The organism is Paraburkholderia edwinii (assembly GCF_019428685.1).
Taxonomy (GTDB): Bacteria; Pseudomonadota; Gammaproteobacteria; order Burkholderiales; family Burkholderiaceae; genus Paraburkholderia; species Paraburkholderia edwinii.
Genome location: NZ_CP080095.1, coordinates 1566957 through 1585229, shown reverse-complemented (window position 1 = coordinate 1585229; position 18273 = coordinate 1566957). Strand labels below are relative to the sequence as shown.

Sequence of the window (18273 nt, the reverse complement as noted above, 5' to 3'; positions counted from 1 at the left end):
TCCCTTTGAAAAAATTGCGCTCGTTATGCCACATGCCCTGATTGTCGAAGACGATCCCAATAGCCTGTCCGGCCTGTCTGCGATCCTGGCCGCTGATGGTTTTTCGGTCGACACCGCTATTACGCTCGCCGAAGCGCGCGCCGCATTGACGCGCTTTATTCCGGACGTCGTGCTCGTCGACCTGAACCTGCCCGACGGCAGCGGCCTCGATCTGCTGCAGCACCTGCCGGTGCAGCCGCCCGGCGGCGCGTTGCCGGTGATCGTGATGACCGGCAACGCGACGGTCGAAAGTGCGATCGAAGGATTGCGCCACGGCATCTGGGATTACCTGCTCAAGCCCGTCAATATTCCGCGTTTGCGCAGCCTGCTGGCGCGCATTCCGCGGCCGTACGAGCTGACCGAGGAAGTGCAGACGCTGCGCGCCAAGCTGCGCCAGATGGGTCGCTTCGGCCCGATGATCGGCCGCAGCGGCGCGATCCAGCACATCTACGACACGATCGAGCACGTCGCGCCGACCGAGGCCGCCGTACTGATTACCGGCGAAGCGGGCACCGGCAAGGAAGTGGCCGCGCGCACGCTGCACGAGATGAGCCGGCGCCGCAAGGGTCCGTTTATCGTGTTCGACTGCCGCGCGGCGGCGGCCGTCGGCGGCGGTCGGCCGCTCGACAGCCTGCTGTTCGGCCATGAGCGCGGCGCGTTCAGCGGCGCCGATCAGCGCGAGCCGGGCCTGTTCGAACAGGCGAGCGGCGGCACGCTCTTTATCGATGAAATCGCGCTGCTGCCGCGTCCGCAGCAGGAAGCGCTGTTGCGCGCGCTCGACTCGCAGACCTTTATGCGGGTCGGCGGCACGAACCAGGTCGTGACCGATTTCCGGCTGATCGCGTCGACGCGCAAGAATCCGCGCGCCGCGGTGTCGGACGGCTCGCTGCACGAAGACCTCGGGCTGCGGCTGGAAGCGGCGGCGCTGTCGCTGCCGCCGCTGCGCGAGCGCGGCGACGATCCCGCGCTGTTCGCCGAGGCTGTCGTCGACGAATTGAATCGCGAGGCGAATGCGCGCGGCGTCGCTGACGCGACGAAGCTGATCTCGCCGAACTTTCTGCGCGAGTGTCTCGCGTATGAATGGCCGGGCAACGTGCGCGAATTGCAGGAGCGCGTGCGGCGCGCGTATCAGGCGTCCGGCGATGTACTCGAAACGCTGCGCGCGGACGAAACGCACGGCATCGCCGGGCGCGATCTGAATGGTGGACGCGTACAGGTCACCGTCGGCACGCCGCTCGCGGACGTCGAGGAAATGCTGATCCGCGCGACGCTCGACGCAGTGGGCGGCACGCGGCATCGTGCGGCGTCGCTGCTGGGGATCAGTCCGAAGACGCTGTACAACAAGTTGCAGCGGATGCGGTTGAACTGAGCACTGAGTGGCCGGGGCGGGGCTGACGGGGGTTGCAAAACGCAGCTGGAGAGAACGAAGAACGGCGCAAGCGGTTGAGCTTGCGCCGTTCTTTTTTGGCTGTAGCGGCTTCGGTTTCTTGGGCGGCTTTGGCCGTTTCGCTCGCTGCGGTCGCTTCGCGACGTTCAGTCAACCTTCACGCAAATGCGTCGCGCAGCAACGCCTGCGCGCGCTGATACTCGGGCTCGTCGACGAGCTTGTCCCACGTCAGCGCCTTGCCGCGCGGCCGCATGCGCTTGATGCGCCGCCGCGACGCCTTCGACTGCTTGACGCGCAGCGCGTCGAGCACCTTCCCCGCTTCTTCCGGCTGATTGCAGATCAGCACCATGTCGCAGCCCGCGTCGAGCGCCGCGGTCGCGGCCTCGGTCAGCGTGCCGCCCTGGCGCGCCGCTTCCATCGACAGGTCGTCGCTGAATATCGCGCCCGTGAAGCCGAGCGCGCCGCGCAGGATGTCCTGCAGCCACACGCGCGAAAAGCCGGCCGGCTTCGAATCGACGAGCGGATAGATCACATGCGCGGGAATCACCGATGCGAGCGACATGCCGAGCCAGTCGTACGGCGCGACGTCTTCCGCGAGAATCTCGTCAAGCTTGCGTTCATCGACGGGCACCGCGATGTGCGAATCCGCGTGCGCAAAACCGTGCCCCGGGAAATGCTTGCCGCAGTTCGCCATACCGGCGAGCGCGAGGCCGTGGTTCAGGCTCTTCGCGAGCATCGTCACAACGCGCGGATCGCGATGGAACGCGCGGTCGCCGATGACTTGCGATTGCCCGTAGTTCAGGTCCAGCACCGGCGTAAAGCTCATGTCGATACCGCATGCGCGCAGTTCGGCGGCGAGGATATAGCCGACCGCGGTCGCGACCTTCGTCGCATGCAGCACATCGTCGTCCCACAGCGCGCCGAGCTTGCCCATCGACGGCAGCACCGTGAAGCCGTCGGTGCGAAAGCGCTGCACGCGGCCGCCTTCGTGATCGACGGCGATCAGCAGATCGTCGCGCACATCGCGGATCGCATCGGTCAGCGCGACGAGCTGCGCGCGGCTTTCGAAGTGCCGCGCGAACAGGATCACGCCACCCGTCATCGGATGCGCGAGGCGGCGTTTGTCAGCCGCATTGAGCGTCTTGCCGACGACATCGAGCATGACCGGTCCAGCAGAGGTTTTCTTCATCGGGAGGAAACGTAGAAGGCGGAGGAAAAGGACCTGCGAATCGCGCGGCAGCCGATGCGGGACGTCGCGCTGGAGAAATAATTCGGAAGGCAGGCGGACAAGGACGACCGGTGCGACGGCCCGGTGATTGTCAAACCGGGCACCGAACTGATCGCCGCACTGCGCGCGACATCGGGCACCGACCTGCGCACCGGACTACGCACCCGTCTGAGCGCCAGACTCTACGCCGGACTCCGCCCCGGTCTCCGCGATCACGAACGACACCGCATAGTCGCGTTCGTCGGACAGTGTCACGTGCGCGGTGATACCGCGTTCGGCTAGCCAGTCGGCGAGTTCGCCCGAGGCGACGACGTACGGTCGGCCGCCCGCCTCGTTGAGCGTCTGCAGCGCGCGCCACGTCATCGGCCAATGCATGCCGAGGCCGATCGCCTTCGAGAACGCTTCCTTCACCGAGAAGCGCGTGGCCAGAAACGCGAGGCCGCGCACTGCGGAGCGCGCATTGCGCGCGTGATAGACGCGCAGTTCGTCGGGGCCGAGCACCTTTTCCGCGAACCGGCCGCCCGTGCGTTCCATCACCGCCGCCACGCGGCTTACCTGTACGACGTCGGTGCCAATGCCGTAAATCGCCATGAGTATGCCGCCCGCCTGCGCTTAAACGCGCGCGGCAAGACGCGCGGCGACCATGATCGCCTTCATCTCGCGCACCGCGTTGTCCCAGCCGGCGAAGATTGCGTGCGCAACGATCGCATGGCCGATATTCAGTTCAACGATCCCTTCGATCGCCGCAATCGGCTGCACATTCGTATAGTGCAAGCCGTGTCCCGCATTGACCTTGAGCCCGAGCGAGCGGCCCAGTTCGACGCCTCGCACGACGCGCTCGTACTCGCGTTGCTGCGCGGCTTCGCCGTGCGCTTCGGCATAGGCGCCCGTGTGCAGCTCGATGACGGGCGCGCCGGCTTCGTGGGCGGCGCGAATCTGCGCATCATCGGCATCGATAAAAAGCGAGACGCGCGAGCCCGCGTCCGCCAGCTGCTTGCACGCGTCGCGCACCGACTCGAAGTGGCCGGCAACGTCGAGACCACCCTCGGTGGTCAGCTCGGAGCGCTTTTCCGGCACGAGGCAGACGTCGTGCGGCCGCACGTCGCAGGCGATATCGAGCATCTCTCGCGTGACCGCGCATTCGAGGTTCATGCGCGTTTTCAGCAGCGGGCGCAGCGCGCGCACGTCCGCGTCGACGATATGCCGGCGGTCCTCGCGCAAGTGCAGCGTGATCGCATCGGCGCCCGCCTCTTCCGCGGCGAGCGCCGCGCGGATCGGGTCGGGGTAGGACGTGCCGCGCACATTGCGCAGCGTGGCGACGTGATCGATGTTGACGCCAAGGTCGATCACATCCGGCGACGTCAGAAAGAAGCTCATAGGTTCTGCAGGTCGATCAGGATCTGGCGCGTCGCGAGCGGCGTGCCGCCAAGATAGGTATTGAGCAGGAAGCGCATCAGCGTCTTGCTCTGCGCAACCGTCTGTGCACGATGGTAATCGTCCTGCTCCATATCGAGCAAGGTCTGACCCGATACGACGGGCCATTGCGCGGGCAAATCGTCGGACGCATCGCGCACGCCGCGCTCCGGGTCGAACACGTAGCGGCCGGTGGCGAGCACCGGCTTGCGCGCGACCGTGCGATCGAGCGACATCGCGTAACCGGTCTCGCGCAGCAGCACACGCTCGAACGACCGCAGCACCTGCACCGGCGGCTCGTCGTGCGCGAGGCGCGTGAGCGTCACCACGTAGTGGTGGAACAGTTGCGGATGCGGATCTTCGCGCGCACAGAATTTAACGAGCAGCTCGTTCACGTAGAAGCCGCATAGCAGCGCGTCGCCCGCCAGCGGCAGCATGCCGCCGACCCATTCGGCGCCCGTCAGCGTGCGCATTTCGGACTTGCCGGTCCACGCGAGCGAGAGCGGCTGGAATGTTTGCAGCACGCCGCGCAGCGCGGAGTGCGGCCGCTTGGCGCCCTTTGCGATCAACGCGAGGCGGCCGTGGTCGCGCGACAGCACATCGAGAATCAGGCTGGTTTCGCGATACGGATAGCTATGCAGAACGAAGGCCGGCTGTTCGGAGATGCGGTATTCGGAGGCGGGAGCGCGCGATGAGGCCCGGCGGGCGGGTCTGGCTGCGCGCTGCGCGGGGCGTGGGGTTTCGTCGCTTGCGCTCGGACTTGCCCCTGCGTCGCCGGTCGCCTGATTGCGCGCTTCGAGCAGCGCTTCGTCGGCGAAGTCATCGCCGGCCGTGCGGGCGGCATCGGACTTCTTCGACGGCCTCGAAGATTTTGCCGAAGCCGTCGAAGAAGCCCGCGAAGTGGCGCGCTTCGCGCGACCGCGCGCCGGCGACGCATCCGCGCCGTCCGGCGCGGATGCGTCTGCGGATGCCGATGCGGCAGCGGCCCGCTCCTGCGGCGGATCGGGCTCCGCTTCAGGCGGCTGCGTCATCCATGCGTCATTCGTACCCATAGGCGCGCAGTCCGGCTTCGTTGTCGGCCCACCCGCTCCTCACCTTGATAAAGGTCTCGAGGTACACGGGACCGTCGAACAGCTTTTCCATATCGAGGCGCGCTTCGGTGCTGATCTGCTTCAGCTTCGCTCCCTTCTGGCCGATGATCATCGCCTTGTGCATATCGCGCTCGACCAGAATCGTCGCGAAGATGCGGCGCAGACGGCCTTCGGCCTCGAACTTGTCGATGAGCACCGTGCTCGTGTACGGCAATTCGTCGCCGGTCCAGCGGAACACCTTTTCGCGCAGGATTTCGGCGGCGAGGAAGCGCTCGCTGCGATCGGTCAGATCGTCTTCGCCGTAGATCGGCTCGCCTTCCGGCAAATACGGCTTGACGGTTTCAAAGAGCCGCTTGATGTCGTCGGGATTCTTCGCCGACAGCGGCACGATTTCCCTGAATTCGCGCAGGGCAGACATCTTCTGCATGAACGGGAACAGCGTGTCCTTGTCGTTCACGCGATCGAGCTTGTTCGCGATCAACAGCACCGGCGCCGACGGCGGAATCAGGTCGAGCACCTGCTGATCGTCAGGCCCGAAGCGGCCGGCCTCGATCACGAACAGCACGGCATCGACGGACGTCAGCGTCGAGGTGACCGCGCGGTTCAGCGAGCGGTTCAGCGCGCCGCTGTGGCGCGTCTGGAAGCCAGGCGTATCGACAAAGATGTACTGCGCGTCATCGAGCGTGCGGATGCCGGTGATGCGGTGGCGCGTGGTCTGCGCCTTGCGCGAGGTGATGCTGACTTTCTGGCCAACGAGCGCGTTCATCAGCGTCGACTTGCCGACGTTGGGGCGGCCGACGATGGCGACCATGCCGCAACGAAATCCTGGTGTAGTGGGCGTGTTCATATTCGGGGGTGACGGCTACGACTGACTCGGTGACTGACTTGCGGCGAGCGCATTGGGCCGGTTTGCATCGCATCGCGCAACCATCAATCACGCGGTCACGGCAAGAGACGCGGCACAGCGGTGATGGTCGGTCCGATGTTCGGTCAGGTCAATCGGTTGAATCAGTTGGGAGCTAACGGGGTGGATCAATGGCCCGCGTCGGCGACGCGCGTGTGCAACGCGCTAGCGACGCCAGGTTCGAGGTCCGCTTCGGCGGTCGCCGCACCGGCGGCTTCCCGGCTGCTGCGGGCCGTTATTTTTTCGGTGCTGCGTACGGCCGCTTCGAACCGGTCGGCCGGGTCGTCCTGGTCCGTTGAATTTGGGTTTGCGCTTCTGCTCGGGTTTTCGCTTGCGCTTCCGCTCGCGTTTCCGTTCACGCTCGCGGCGCGCGCGGCGGCTTCGGGTTTGTCGGCGGGTTTGTCTCCGGCTCGGTCGGCGGGCCGATCTGCTGTGCGATCTACGGGCCGGTCGGCGGGGCGTTCAAGCTTGTCGCCGGCTTTTTCGGCTGGCTTGTCTGCTTTATCTGTCTTGTCCGCGGATGTTTTGTCCGCGGCGGATTTGTCCAGGGGTTTGTCCGCGGCTTTCTCGGCGAGCGGGTCGGCGGCTTTGTCCGGCGCCTTCTCGGTCATTTTCTCGGCCACCTTCTCCGCGGCCTTGTCGGTAGCACGCGCGACGGCTTCAGGCTTGTCCGCCGCCTTTTCGCCGTGACCGCCCTGACGACTCGCGGTTTCGGTCAGATCTGAAGGCTGGTCGGGCGGCCGTGTCGCCGCGTCGGTGCGGTCGGCTTGCCGGTCGGCGCGATCGGCCTTTTCGCCGCGCGCGAGCTTGTCGTCGGACCGCTCCGCGCTCCGGTCGCCCGTCTTCTCGACCTTTTCCGTCTTGTCAGCCTTGTCTGCCCTGTCCGTTTTTTCCGTTTTGTCGCTGCCGCCGGCAGTGCCGGCGCCGCCGCTGCCTTGACCCTGGCTGTATTCGACATGCGCGGCGCGAATCACCGCGAGCGGCGCCACAGAACTGGCCGCAGCCGCCGGCGCGTCCCGTTCGGCGAGCGCCTCTGATATGGCCTTCGCTTCGCCGCGCGCGGCGCGCTCGGCCTTGCGCAGGTCCGGCGCACGCAAATCGAGCGCCGTCTGCACGCCGGTCACGCCGGGGACGATTTCCGCCTCGGCGTTCTTCGCGGCGCGCGCGCTCTTCGAGCGCTTCGGCTTCGCGACGACGGCAGGCGCCGCCGCCATCACCTCATCGAGTGCCTTTTTCGCCGCAGCCTGCTCGGCCGCGCGGCGGCTCGCACCGGAACCGGACACCTTGACGTCGAGCTTCGGCACCGTGCATTCGACTTCGAACTGCTGATTGTGCGCCGCACCATGCGTCGCAATTACCGTGTAGGTGGGCAGCGCGATCTTGTGGCCTTGCAGGTATTCCTGCAGCAGCGTCTTCGCGTCCTTGCCGAGCGTGCGCGGGTCGATATGGTCGAGAATCGGCACGTAAAGCCGCTTGATGACCGTCTGAGCGGCCTCAAAGCCGCCGTCGAGGAAAATCGCCCCGAGGATCGCCTCGAGCGCGTCCGCGAGGATGGACGGCCGGCGGAAGCCGCCGCTGCGCAATTCCCCTTCGCCAAGGCGAAGTCCGTCCGAAATATTTAGGGCCTGAGCAATTTCGTAGAGCGACTGCTGCTTGACGAGATTGGCGCGCACCCGCGAGAGGTCGCCTTCGTCGAGTTTCCCGAAACGTTGGAACAAAAGTGCTGCCACCGCGCAATTGAGAACGGAGTCGCCGAGAAACTCGAGCCGTTCGTTATGCGTGGCGCTATGACTGCGGTGAGTGAGAGCCTGGCGCAGCAATTCCGCATTGCGAAATTCGTAGCGCAGCCGGCTTTCCAGCGGAGATGAAGGCATGGGCAGAGTATAACGCGGGCGCCAGCCCGAGCGAAAACGCGGACCAGCGCGCGAACAGGCGTGGTGAAGCGACGTTACAACAGGTTCTTAAAGTAGCGTGGTAACACGTTGCGCACGTTTTGCAGCGTGTTTCAGGGCTGTGAGTCGAAGCTGTGGGCCGGAGCTGTGAGTCGAAGCCATGAATCGGAGCTGCAAACGAGGCCGTGAGTCGGCGCTAGAGTCGGGCAGTGACTCGCACCGCGACTCAGGTTTGATCCGGGCTTGGATTCAGGCCGTATTTCAGGCCTGAATTCACGCGGCGATTCGCTCGGTTCTGGATCCGGCGCGGTGATTCAGGATCGTGATCGCGAATCGCAACGTAACTGTCGCCAGACATGACGTGGCGAGGCGCCCCTTTCACAACGCGCAAACGCAGCTCACGCGACGTCGATCGAAGCAGACGCCTGCGCAGAAACAATCTGGCGCTCACCGCGCGCCGTCCGCTTCGATCACGAAGAAGAGGCCGTTTACTGCTGGAACGTGCCGATGCGCTTGAGGTTGCTGAAGTTCATCCAGATAAAGAACGCGCGGCCTACGATATTCGCGTCCGGCACGAAGCCCCAGTAGCGGCTATCCGCGCTGTTGTCGCGGTTGTCGCCCATCATGAAGTAGTTGCCCGGCGGCACCTTGCAGATCACGCCGCGGTCGTTGTAGTCGCAGTTGTTGCGAAACGGGTAGTCTTCCGCGCCGACGATAAACGGCGGCACCGCCGGGTTATTCAGAATACGGTTCTTGCGGCCGTCGAGATCTTCTTCGAACTGCTTCGCATAGCCGATGCGCTCCTCGTCGAAGTAATCGGGCAGCGGCGTCTCCGGAACCGGCTTGCCGTTGATCGTCAGCTTCTTGTCCTGATACGCGACCACGTCGCCGGGCAAGCCGATTACGCGCTTGATGTAGTCGACCGATTCGTCCTTCGGGTAGCGGAACACGACGACGTCGCCGCGTTGCAGCGGATGGCCCGACGTGACCTTCGTATTGACGATCGGCAGGCGCAGGCCGTAGTCGAATTTATTCACGAGGATAAAGTCGCCGACCAGCAGCGTCGGCACCATCGAGCCCGACGGGATCTTGAACGGCTCGACAACAAACGAGCGCACGACGAACACGACCAGAATCACGGGGAAAAAGCTCGCCGTGTATTCGAGCCACCACGGCTGGCGCAGCTTGTCGTCACGCAGTTTCGCGCGCGTTTGATCCGGATTTTCGTCGGCGAAGCGCTCGCCGACCCGTTCCTGCTGCCGGTCGAAGTCGGCGACGGCCGCATCCGCCGCGCGCCGACGCTGCGGCATGAAAAAGAGCTTGTCTGCAACCCATGCGATGCCCGTCAAAACGACGAGCACAAAAAGAATCAATGCAAAATTCATCGAGGGGATCCCGTTGTTCGTCTTATTTGTCTTCGACTCGCAGGATCGCGAGGAACGCCTCCTGCGGAATCTCGACCGAGCCGACCTGCTTCATCCGTTTCTTGCCTTCCTTCTGTTTCTCGAGCAGCTTCTTCTTACGCGAGATGTCGCCGCCGTAGCACTTCGCCAGCACGTTCTTGCGCAGCGCCTTGATGTTCTCGCGCGCGATGATGTGCGCGCCGATCGCGGCCTGGATCGCCACGTCGTACATCTGGCGCGGAATGATTTCGCGCATCTTCGCGGCGACTTCGCGGCCGCGATACTGGCTCTGCGCGCGGTGCACGATAACCGACAATGCATCGACCTTGTCGCCGTTGATCAGCATGTCGACCTTCACCACGTCCGACGCGCGATACTCCTTGAACTCGTAGTCCATCGACGCGTAGCCGCGCGAGACGGACTTCAGCCGGTCGAAGAAGTCGAGCACGATCTCGGCCATCGGAATTTCGTAGGTCAGCTGGACCTGGCGGCCGTGGTACTGCATGTTGATCTGGCTGCCGCGCTTTTGCGTGCACAGTGTGATAACCGAGCCGACATAGTCCTGCGGCATGTACAGGTTCACCGTGACGATCGGCTCGCGCACTTCTTCGATCCTCGACGGGTCCGGCATCTTCGCGGGGTTTTCGACCATCACGATCGTGCCGTCGCGCTGCAGGACTTCGTAGACCACCGTCGGCGCGGTGGTGATCAGGTCCATGTCGAACTCGCGCTCGAGCCGCTCCTGCACGATTTCCATATGCAGCAGACCGAGGAAGCCGCAGCGGAAGCCGAAGCCGAGCGCCTGCGACACTTCCGGTTCGTATTGCAGCGAGGCGTCGTTGAGCTTGAGCTTTTCGAGCGATTCGCGCAGCGCGTCGTACTGGTTTGCTTCGACCGGATAGAGGCCGGCGAACACCTGCGGCTTCACTTCCTTGAAGCCCGGCAGCGGCTCGGGCGCCGGGACCTTGACGGTCGTGACCGTATCGCCGACGCGTGCCGCCGTCAGCTCCTTGATGCCCGCGATGATAAAGCCGACCTGCCCCGCCGACAGCGCGTCGAGATTGCGCGACTTCGGCGTGAACACGCCGACGTGCTCGACCGGATACTCGGCGCCCGTCGCCATCATGCGAATGCGGTCTTTCGTGCGCAGCGTGCCGTTGACGATGCGCACGAGCATCACGACGCCGACGTAGTTATCGAACCACGAGTCGATGATGAGCGCCTGCAGCGGCGCGTCCGGATTGCCCTTAGGCGGCGGCACCTTCGCGATCAGCGATTCGAGCACGTCTTCGACGCCCTGCCCGGTCTTCGCGCTGCAATGCGCGGCGTCCGTGGCGTCGATGCCGATCACGTCTTCGATTTCGGCAATCGCGCTTTCGGGGTTCGCGGCCGGCAGATCGATCTTGTTCAGCACCGGCACGACTTCGACGCCGAGTTCGATCGCCGTGTAGCAGTTAGCAACCGTCTGCGCTTCGACGCCCTGGCTCGCATCGACGACGAGCAGCGCGCCTTCGCACGCGGACAGCGAGCGGCTGACCTCGTACGAGAAGTCGACGTGGCCCGGCGTGTCGATCATGTTCAGGTTGTAGACCTTGCCGTCGCGCGCCTTATAGGACAGCGCGGCGGTTTGCGCCTTGATGGTGATGCCCCGTTCGCGCTCGAGATCCATCGAGTCGAGCACCTGGGATTCCATTTCGCGGTCCGACAGGCCGCCGCAAATCTGGATGATGCGATCGGCAAGCGTCGACTTGCCATGGTCGATGTGCGCGATGATCGAGAAATTACGAATATGATCCATTCAAGGCCGATCAAGCAAAAAAGGCGCGCTCGGTGGGTCGCGAAGCACGCCTTGTAAACAGACTGAAAAACCTGCCTATTTTAGCCGAAAAGGGGTACCGCAGGCGGTTTTACGGGGACGGCGCGAGGATGATCGGGCGGCAGGCGTATCGAGGCGTATGGACGCGTATCGGTTTGCAGAAGAACCGCCTGCGCGCGTTCGCGCGGACGGCCGTGAAAACCGATGCACGAGCAAGGCCCGATGCATCAGCAAAGCATTAGCCACGCATCAGCGCGCCGACGCATCGGCTCGCGTGGCCAGCACCGCGCGCACACGCGTCGCATCGAGGTGATAGCGGCACAGCTCCGCACCTTCGTACATCAATACCGGCACGGCTTCGTTGTAGCGCGCTTCGAGCGCCGGGTCGGTGTCGATATCGATGACGTCGACACGCGCGCCGGATCCCATGAGCAGGGGTTCGAGCGCGGCGCGCATGTCGTCACAAAGATGACACCATGCGCGCCCGTACAGCGTGAACACCAGCGGCGCGGACGAAGGCGCCGGATTCGTTGCACGGGTTGCGTACGTCATCTGTGCCGCCGCGTCCGCGGTCATTTTTGTCGCGGTCACTTCTGTGGTTGCGCGCGCGGGCGGATCGGCACGAACTGCGTGTTGTCGCCGCGACGCACGAGCAGCGCGACCATCTTCTGCGGGTCGAGATGCGCGGTGAGTTCGTCGAACTGCTTCGCGCTCGTCACGTCGGTGTCGCCGATCCGCAAAATGATGTCGCCCTTCTCGAGCCCGACGCGCGCGGCCGGCCCTTCGACCACATCGACCTGCACGCCGTTGCGCAGCTTCAGCGTCTTGAGCTGTTCCGCCGGGATGTCGCTGACCGCGAGGCCCAGCGCATTCGGCGCCTGCTGCTTCGGCGCGGGCGGCTTGCGCTGGTCGGTGCGCGTCGCTTTGTCCGGCTGCATCTCGGCGACAGTCACCGACAGATCGCGCGTCTGGCCCTTGCGCCAGATCGTGATGGTCGTCTTCGTACCGGGCTTCGTGTCGCCGACCATGCGCGGCAGATCGGTGGCCGTATCGACCGGATGGCCGTTGAACTTCAGGATGATGTCGCCCGGCTGCACGCCGGCCTTGTCGGCCGGGCCGCCCGGCTCGACGCTGCTGACGAGTGCGCCCTGCGCCTTCGGCAAACCGAGCGAATCGGCGACATCCTTCGTGACTTCGCCGATCGCGACCGCAATGCGGCCGCGCACGACCTTGCCCGACGTCTTCAGCTGATCGGCGACGCGCATCGCTTCGTCGATCGGAATCGCGAACGAGATGCCCATAAAGCCGCCGGTACGGCTGTAGATCTGCGAGTTGATACCGATCACCTCGCCTTGCATATTGATCAGCGGACCGCCCGAGTTACCGGGATTCACCGCGACATCGGTCTGGATAAACGGCAGATAGTCGCCGGTATCGCGCCCCTTCGCGCTGACGATGCCGGCCGTCACCGTGTTCTCGAGGCCGAACGGCGACCCGATCGCGACAACCCACTCGCCGACGCGCACCTTATTCGAATCGCCGATCGTGACGCTCGGCAGATTCGTCGCGTTGATCTTCACGACCGCGACGTCGGTGCGCTCGTCGACGCCGATCAGCTTCGCCTTGAATTCGCGCTTGTCGGTGAGCGTGACGTAGATCGTGTCGGCATCGTCGATCACGTGCGCGTTGGTCATCACGTAACCGTCAGACGACAGGATGAAGCCCGAACCGACCCCGCTGTTCGTTTCGGAGTCGCTGTTGTCCTGCTGCGAATCTCCGCCGCCCTGTCCCCCCTGACTGCCGCCCTGGCCACCCTGGTTGTCGTTGCCGCTACCGCCGCCACCGCCGCCACCACGCGGCGATTGCGGCGACTGCGGCATCGGGATGCCGAAGAAGCGGCGGAAAAACTCAGACATGTCGCCGTCGTCCATCCCCGGCGGCAAGCCGCGGTTGCTGGTCGGCACATGCGCGGTCGTGCGGATATTGACGACCGCGGGGCCGACCTTGTCGACGAGGTCGGTGAAATCGGGAAGGCTCGCTGCGGGCGCCGCCACTGCCGTATGCGGCAGAAACGGCAGGCAAGCCGCCAGCAACGCGGCCGCGAGGAATTTGCGCACCGAGAGATTCGTCATGTCGTCGTAAACCGATGGATTACCTGGGAGCCTTGTATTCTATGGCAGACGCGAACTGCTGCAATGTGACCTGGGGCACTTCGCCAAGCAGGGTTATCCAGAAGTCCCCGCGGCGCTTGACGAGCACATGGGTTGCCCCCGTACTGCCCGCGCCTTCCTTCCGTGTATTTTTTTCGACTGGCTCAACGAAGATCGAGATAGCCGCGAGGCCATCGGAAAACACCATCTGGTCGACGGGAATCGGCGGATTGCTCGGATCGTGCGCGGCCATCGGACGCCGCAATTCACGGATCTTTCTGAAGCCCGGCACGTTGGGCGTGATCTGCCAGCCCTGCGCTTCCATATTGACCGGCTCGACCGGCGGACGCACCACCGTCCATCCGGCCGTATTGCGAATGCCCGCCGCGATTGGCGTCTTGTCGACGGGCACGCCGATGCGAATTTGCGAAAACGACAGCTGCTCGAGCACGTCGCCGTTGGGATCGAGCGTTTGCGCGCGCAGCAGCAAGCCGGTTTTCGTGTCGGCCCACAGCTTGTAAGCGAAGCGATACTGGTCTTTCGGATCGAGCTCGATCACGTCCGCTTCGAGGCCCGCGACGCGATCGCGGCCAAGAATCTTCGGCTCGTAGACCGACAGCACGTCGTCGCTGCTCGCCGACAGCAAGGCCGGGAACGAATCCTTGTTCTGCCGCTGCTCGACGACGCACAGATGCCGTTCGGGTACGAACGTATAAAGCTCGTCGTTATGACGCAGCATCTTGCGCGGCTTGCCGTCGAGACTTTCGAGCTGCTCGTATTCGCCATCGTTGCGCGTCGCATAGTGCGAGATGCGCGAGGTCTGCACGAAGGTGCCGCGCTGATAGACGAACGCGCCTTCGTAATTCTGCTGCTGCGCAGCCTGATGGATCCGGTTGAGCAGTTCGGCCGCCTGGCGGCGGACGGACGGGTCGTCTTGCGCGAATGCGCGAGGCGAGGCGGATAACGCTGAAAGTAATGCGGCCGCACAGAACAGAAGTGCCGGCAGCCGTCCCCAGGTTTTCGTTTTATTGAACCGCAAAGTCTGCATCGAGCTATCGATCCTGTCGACCTTATCGCAGGCCCTAGCGGCCTGGCGTCGTAACGGCCGCGCGGATCAGCGGCATCGCGGCGCCCATCGACGGCTGCTGCGCGAATTGCTGATGGGCCTCGAGATACTGATCGAGACTCGCGTCGCGGATGATGTTCGCGTCCTGCACCGCCGGTTGTGCGGTCGCGGCCGGCATCGACGCCATCGCCACGCGCTGCACACGATCGCCTGACGACGAAACGGATGCGACCTGCGATACATTCTGCAGACCGGTATTCACGCCCTGCAGTTGCGGCACCACGATCCATGTGAGCGTGGCCGCCGCGGCAGCGACTGCGAACGCCGGCGCGAGACGCAGGCCGAACAGCGTGCGCTGTGTGGCTGCGCCGCTTGCGCGCGACGCCGACGGCGCGACGATATGCGCTTCGTGTTCGAAGCGCGCCGCGAAGCCGCTCATGAACGCGCGGCTGGCGCTTGCGCTCAATGCGAGATCGTCGGAACGCAATGCGTCGCCGATCAGGTGATAGTTCGACCACGCCGCGCGATCTTCATGATCGAGCGCGGCGATGAATGCGCCGGAGTCTTCTCCTTGCCATTCACCGTCGATCAAGGCAGACAGACGCTCGCCGCGCGAGCCCGTTTGCAGATTGGCCTGCGAGTTCGCTTGCGCGTGCAACGAAACCGACCCCATGATGCTCCCCATCCTTTACAGACACCCCGTAGTGACACCACCTGACCCAGATATTGGACCGCTGCCCCGAAGCGACGATCAGCTGATTAACGGCGAACTACCCGCCAACCATCAGCCAATTACCAGCGCTTGCCCTCGGGTGTGTCCAGCAGCGGACGCAATTTTGCCGCAATGGCTTCGCGAGCGCGGAAAATTCTCGATCTGACGGTGCCGATCGGGCAGCCCATCATTTCGGCGATTTCCTCGTAGCTCAAACCCTCAATTTCACGAAGAGTAATGGCGGTGCGCAGCTCTTCCGGTAAAACCGCCATTGCAGCATTGACCGTCTCTGCGATCTGTTTGCTCATCAACATCGACTCGGGCGTGTTGATATCCCTTAGTTGGTCGGCATCCGAGAAAGTTTCAGCTTCTTCGGCGTCCGCTTCTGTGGACGTGGGCGCCCGCCGGCCCTGCGTCGCAAGGTAGTTCTTCGCCGTGTTCACGGCAATCCGGTACAACCACGTATAGAAAGCCGACTCGCCGCGGAATTGCGGAAGCGCCCGGTATGCCTTGATGAACGCATCCTGGGCCACATCCTCGACCTCGGCGGGATCCCGCACGAGGCGCGAGATCAGCCGGATGATCTTGCGGTGGTACTTGGTGACCAGAAGCTCGAACGCGGCCTTGTCGCCGTTCTGCACGCGCTCGACCAGCACCTGATCAATTTCTTTTTCGCTCACCTGATAAATCCGTTAGCAAGGGGCCCGCGGGGGGACCATTGTAGCGTCCCCTTCATCCTGTCACGTTACAGCAGTAACCGCGGTAACAGTCGTTACATTGCCCCGTGCGCGGCGCGCCGGGCCAGTACCGACAGCTCACGGAAATGGTCGGAGCAAAGCATGTCGGCCGTGACAAGCAGCGTGCGGGAGCGGCCATTGTCGCTTACAAGCACGACCGACAGCAGCCAACCGCTCCACTGCGCGAAGCTTGCGATACGGCCCTGCGCGATCGGCTGCCCAGCGCGGTTCCACGCCGTCAAACCATCGGGCCCGATTTTAAGCGACGCGGGGCGGCGGCGCGCGTCATGCGCCCACGCAAGGCACAACACGGCGAGCATCGTCAGCACGGCGACGGCGGCATGCACCCATCCGGCGCGCGGCATCAAGGTGGTGAAGACTGCCGTGGCCGCAATCGCGATGAAGGCCGCGGTCGCGCCATACACCAAGGCGGACCGCCGCAGCACGATGCGCTGCGACGATCCGCCCTGGAATTTCTGCGAGTATTGCGTTTGCGACTGGGTCAACCGGTAACGCCGCTTACGCGCGCTTGAACACCAGCGTCCCGTTCGTGCCGCCGAACCCGAACGAGTTCTTCAGCGCGACATCGATCTTCATCTCCCGCGCCGTGTTCGCGCAGTAGTCGAGATCGCATTCCGGATCCTGGTTGAAGATGTTGATGGTCGGCGGCGAAATCTGATGATGCACGGCCAGCACCGTGAACACCGACTCGAGACCGCCCGCGCCACCGAGCAGGTGGCCGGTCATCGACTTGGTCGAATTCACGACGATGTTCTTCGCGTGATCGCCGAAGGCGCGCTTGATGCCGATCGTTTCCGCGAGGTCGCCGAGCTGGGTCGAGGTGCCGTGCGCATTCAGATAGCCGACTTCGTCCGCATTGATGCGCGCGTTCTTCATCGCGGCCAGCATGCAGCGGCGCGCGCCGTCGCCGTCTTCGAGCGGCGCGGTCATATGGTAAGCGTCGCCGCTCATCCCGTAGCCCGACACTTCGGCGTAGATCTTCGCGCCGCGCGCCTTCGCGTGTTCGTACTCTTCGAGCACCATCACGCCCGCGCCTTCGCCGAGCACGAAACCGTCGCGGTCCTTGTCCCACGGACGGCTTGCGGTAGCCGGATCGTCATTGCGCTGCGACAGCGCGCGCGCCGCCGCGAAACCGCCAATGCCGAGCGGCGAGACGGTTGATTCCGCGCCGCCCGCGATCATCACGTCGGCGTCGCCGTACTCGATCAGACGCGAGGCTTCGCCGATGCAATGCAGGCCCGTGGTGCAGGCCGTGACCATCGACAGATTCGGACCCTTCAGGCCGAACTTGATCGACAGATGGCCCGAGATCATGTTGATGATCGACGCGGGAACGAAGAACGGCGAGATGCGGCGCGGACCGCGGTTCAACAGTTCGGTCTGCGTGATTTCGATCATCGGCAGGCCGCCGATACCGGAGCCCACGACCACGCCGACACGTTCGGCCAGCGCTTCGTTGATCTCGAGGCCGCTATCCTTGATCGCCTGCATGCCGGCCGCGATGCCGTAATGGATAAATGTATCCATATGGCGCGCTTCTTTCGCGGGAATGTATTCCTCGACGCTGAAGCCCTTGACCTCGCCGGCAAAGCGAGTCGAGAAATTCGCCGTATCGAACTTCGTGATGTCGGCGATGCCGGATTTGCCGGCGACCAGATTGGCCCATCCATCGGCAACATTATTGCCAACAGGCGAAATCAGCCCCAGGCCTGTAACAACAACACGACGGCGGCTCACGGTAACCCCTTTTCCATAGAATGACGAAAGCAAAAACGGCAGTTCAGCCCAAAGCAAAAGCCACAGCGGCAACAGGCGACGAGCCTGTGTACCCTGTGGCTATGAGCCTGGCATGAACACCGGTAGCGGCGGCCTGGCCGCCTGTTCCACGCGTGGCGCGCGGGCCGCGCAACAGCGGCGCGCCGACACGGACAAAGCGGGCGGCGCCGGCATATCCGACGACAAGGCACGCGCCGACGTATCTGACGACAAAGCAGGCGACGACCATGCGGACGACGTCCATGCAGGCGGCGATGCTGGCGCGAATGACCTTAAGCCTTGACGTTGGCGCGAGCGTAGTCGATCGCTTGCTGCACCGTGGTGATCTTCTCGGCTTCTTCATCCGGGATTTCCATGCCGAATTCGTCTTCAAGGGCCATCACCAGTTCGACGGTATCGAGCGAATCAGCGCCGAGATCGTTGACGAACGAGGCTTCGTTCTTGATTTCCGCTTCGGCGACGCCCAGTTGTTCCGCAACGATCTTCTTAACGCGTTGTTCGATGTTGTCCATTACCCCTCCAAGGGAAAAAAGTTCATAAATACAGGTGCGCGCATTTTATCAGGTTTGCCCCGCGGAAAAACGGCGCGCACGTTGCTGCGAAGGCTCTGTCCGCGCGCGAGCGAAACTGCGCTGCGG

At 64.0% G+C, this 18273-nt stretch carries 17 protein-coding genes and 1 pseudogene; 2 read left to right on the top strand and 16 right to left on the bottom strand.

Translation table 11 applies throughout. The annotated features are described in order from the left end of the window. Positions 1-25 precede the first annotated feature (25 nt). Positions 26-1408, top strand: coding sequence for a sigma-54-dependent transcriptional regulator (locus KZJ38_RS06990; protein WP_219799382.1), 1383 nt, complete (start codon positions 26-28; stop codon positions 1406-1408). Positions 1409-1583: 175 nt separating this feature from the next. Here the strand turns inward: KZJ38_RS06990 and nagZ are convergent, their stop codons facing one another. From nagZ to fabF, 15 genes and pseudogenes are all read right to left on the bottom strand, one after another. Beyond that, on the bottom strand, positions 1584-2615 hold the full coding sequence (nagZ, locus tag KZJ38_RS06985; RefSeq protein WP_246641668.1) for a beta-N-acetylhexosaminidase: 1032 nt from the start codon (positions 2613-2615) through the stop codon (positions 1584-1586). A gap of 195 nt (positions 2616-2810) precedes the next feature. Beyond that, on the bottom strand, positions 2811-3245 hold the full coding sequence (acpS, locus tag KZJ38_RS06980) for a holo-ACP synthase (RefSeq protein WP_219799381.1): 435 nt from the start codon (positions 3243-3245) through the stop codon (positions 2811-2813). Positions 3246-3266: 21 nt separating this feature from the next. Next, positions 3267-4031 (bottom strand): pyridoxine 5'-phosphate synthase, encoded by a 765-nt coding sequence (gene pdxJ, locus KZJ38_RS06975; protein ID WP_219799380.1) that lies wholly within the window; start codon positions 4029-4031, stop codon positions 3267-3269. Beyond that, entirely contained in the window at positions 4028-5119 is a 1092-nt protein-coding gene (gene recO, locus KZJ38_RS06970; protein ID WP_219799379.1) for a DNA repair protein RecO, read from the bottom strand. Before recO ends, pdxJ begins: the two co-directional genes overlap by 4 nt. Continuing rightward, on the bottom strand, positions 5106-6005 hold the full coding sequence (gene era, locus KZJ38_RS06965; protein ID WP_425518333.1) for a GTPase Era: 900 nt from the start codon (positions 6003-6005) through the stop codon (positions 5106-5108). Before era ends, recO begins: the two co-directional genes overlap by 14 nt. 539 nt (positions 6006-6544) lie before the next feature. Further along, a pseudogene (gene rnc, locus KZJ38_RS06960) lies at positions 6545-7936 on the bottom strand (ribonuclease III); the annotation flags it as partial. Between the two features lie 506 nt (positions 7937-8442). Continuing rightward, positions 8443-9339, bottom strand: a complete 897-nt coding sequence (gene lepB, locus KZJ38_RS06955) for a signal peptidase I (RefSeq protein WP_219799377.1) — start codon at positions 9337-9339, stop codon at positions 8443-8445. 22 nt (positions 9340-9361) lie between these two features. Then, complete coding sequence (gene lepA, locus KZJ38_RS06950; RefSeq protein ID WP_219799376.1) at positions 9362-11155, bottom strand: translation elongation factor 4; 1794 nt, start codon at positions 11153-11155, stop codon at positions 9362-9364. A 267-nt stretch (positions 11156-11422) separates the two neighbouring features. After that, complete coding sequence (locus tag KZJ38_RS06945) at positions 11423-11725, bottom strand: glutaredoxin family protein (protein WP_219799375.1); 303 nt, start codon at positions 11723-11725, stop codon at positions 11423-11425. Positions 11726-11760: 35 nt separating this feature from the next. Further along, positions 11761-13305, bottom strand: a complete 1545-nt coding sequence (locus tag KZJ38_RS06940; protein WP_219799374.1) for a DegQ family serine endoprotease — start codon at positions 13303-13305, stop codon at positions 11761-11763. 19 nt (positions 13306-13324) lie between these two features. After that, the gene (locus tag KZJ38_RS06935; RefSeq protein WP_219799373.1) at positions 13325-14371 is read right to left on the bottom strand and encodes a MucB/RseB C-terminal domain-containing protein; all 1047 of its coding nucleotides are present in this window, start codon (positions 14369-14371) and stop codon (positions 13325-13327) included. A gap of 34 nt (positions 14372-14405) precedes the next feature. After that, entirely contained in the window at positions 14406-15062 is a 657-nt protein-coding gene (locus tag KZJ38_RS06930; RefSeq protein ID WP_219799372.1) for a sigma-E factor negative regulatory protein, read from the bottom strand. A gap of 119 nt (positions 15063-15181) precedes the next feature. Beyond that, on the bottom strand, positions 15182-15781 hold the full coding sequence (rpoE, locus tag KZJ38_RS06925) for an RNA polymerase sigma factor RpoE (protein ID WP_075157742.1): 600 nt from the start codon (positions 15779-15781) through the stop codon (positions 15182-15184). A gap of 92 nt (positions 15782-15873) precedes the next feature. After that, a complete protein-coding gene (locus KZJ38_RS06920; RefSeq protein ID WP_219799371.1) occupies positions 15874-16344 on the bottom strand; it encodes a protein YgfX in 471 nt (156 codons plus the stop codon). Between the two features lie 13 nt (positions 16345-16357). Next, positions 16358-17596, bottom strand: a complete 1239-nt coding sequence (gene fabF, locus KZJ38_RS06915) for a beta-ketoacyl-ACP synthase II (protein ID WP_219799370.1) — start codon at positions 17594-17596, stop codon at positions 16358-16360. 112 nt (positions 17597-17708) lie between these two features. Here fabF and KZJ38_RS06910 point away from each other — a divergent pair, with 112 nt between their 5' ends. Next, complete coding sequence (locus KZJ38_RS06910) at positions 17709-17918, top strand: hypothetical protein (RefSeq protein ID WP_219799369.1); 210 nt, start codon at positions 17709-17711, stop codon at positions 17916-17918. Here the strand turns inward: KZJ38_RS06910 and acpP are convergent. Then, the gene (acpP, locus tag KZJ38_RS06905) at positions 17908-18147 is read right to left on the bottom strand and encodes an acyl carrier protein (RefSeq protein ID WP_004197638.1); all 240 of its coding nucleotides are present in this window, start codon (positions 18145-18147) and stop codon (positions 17908-17910) included. The two genes, KZJ38_RS06910 and acpP, sit on opposite strands and share 11 nt — an antisense overlap. Between the last annotated feature and the right edge of the window lie 126 nt (positions 18148-18273).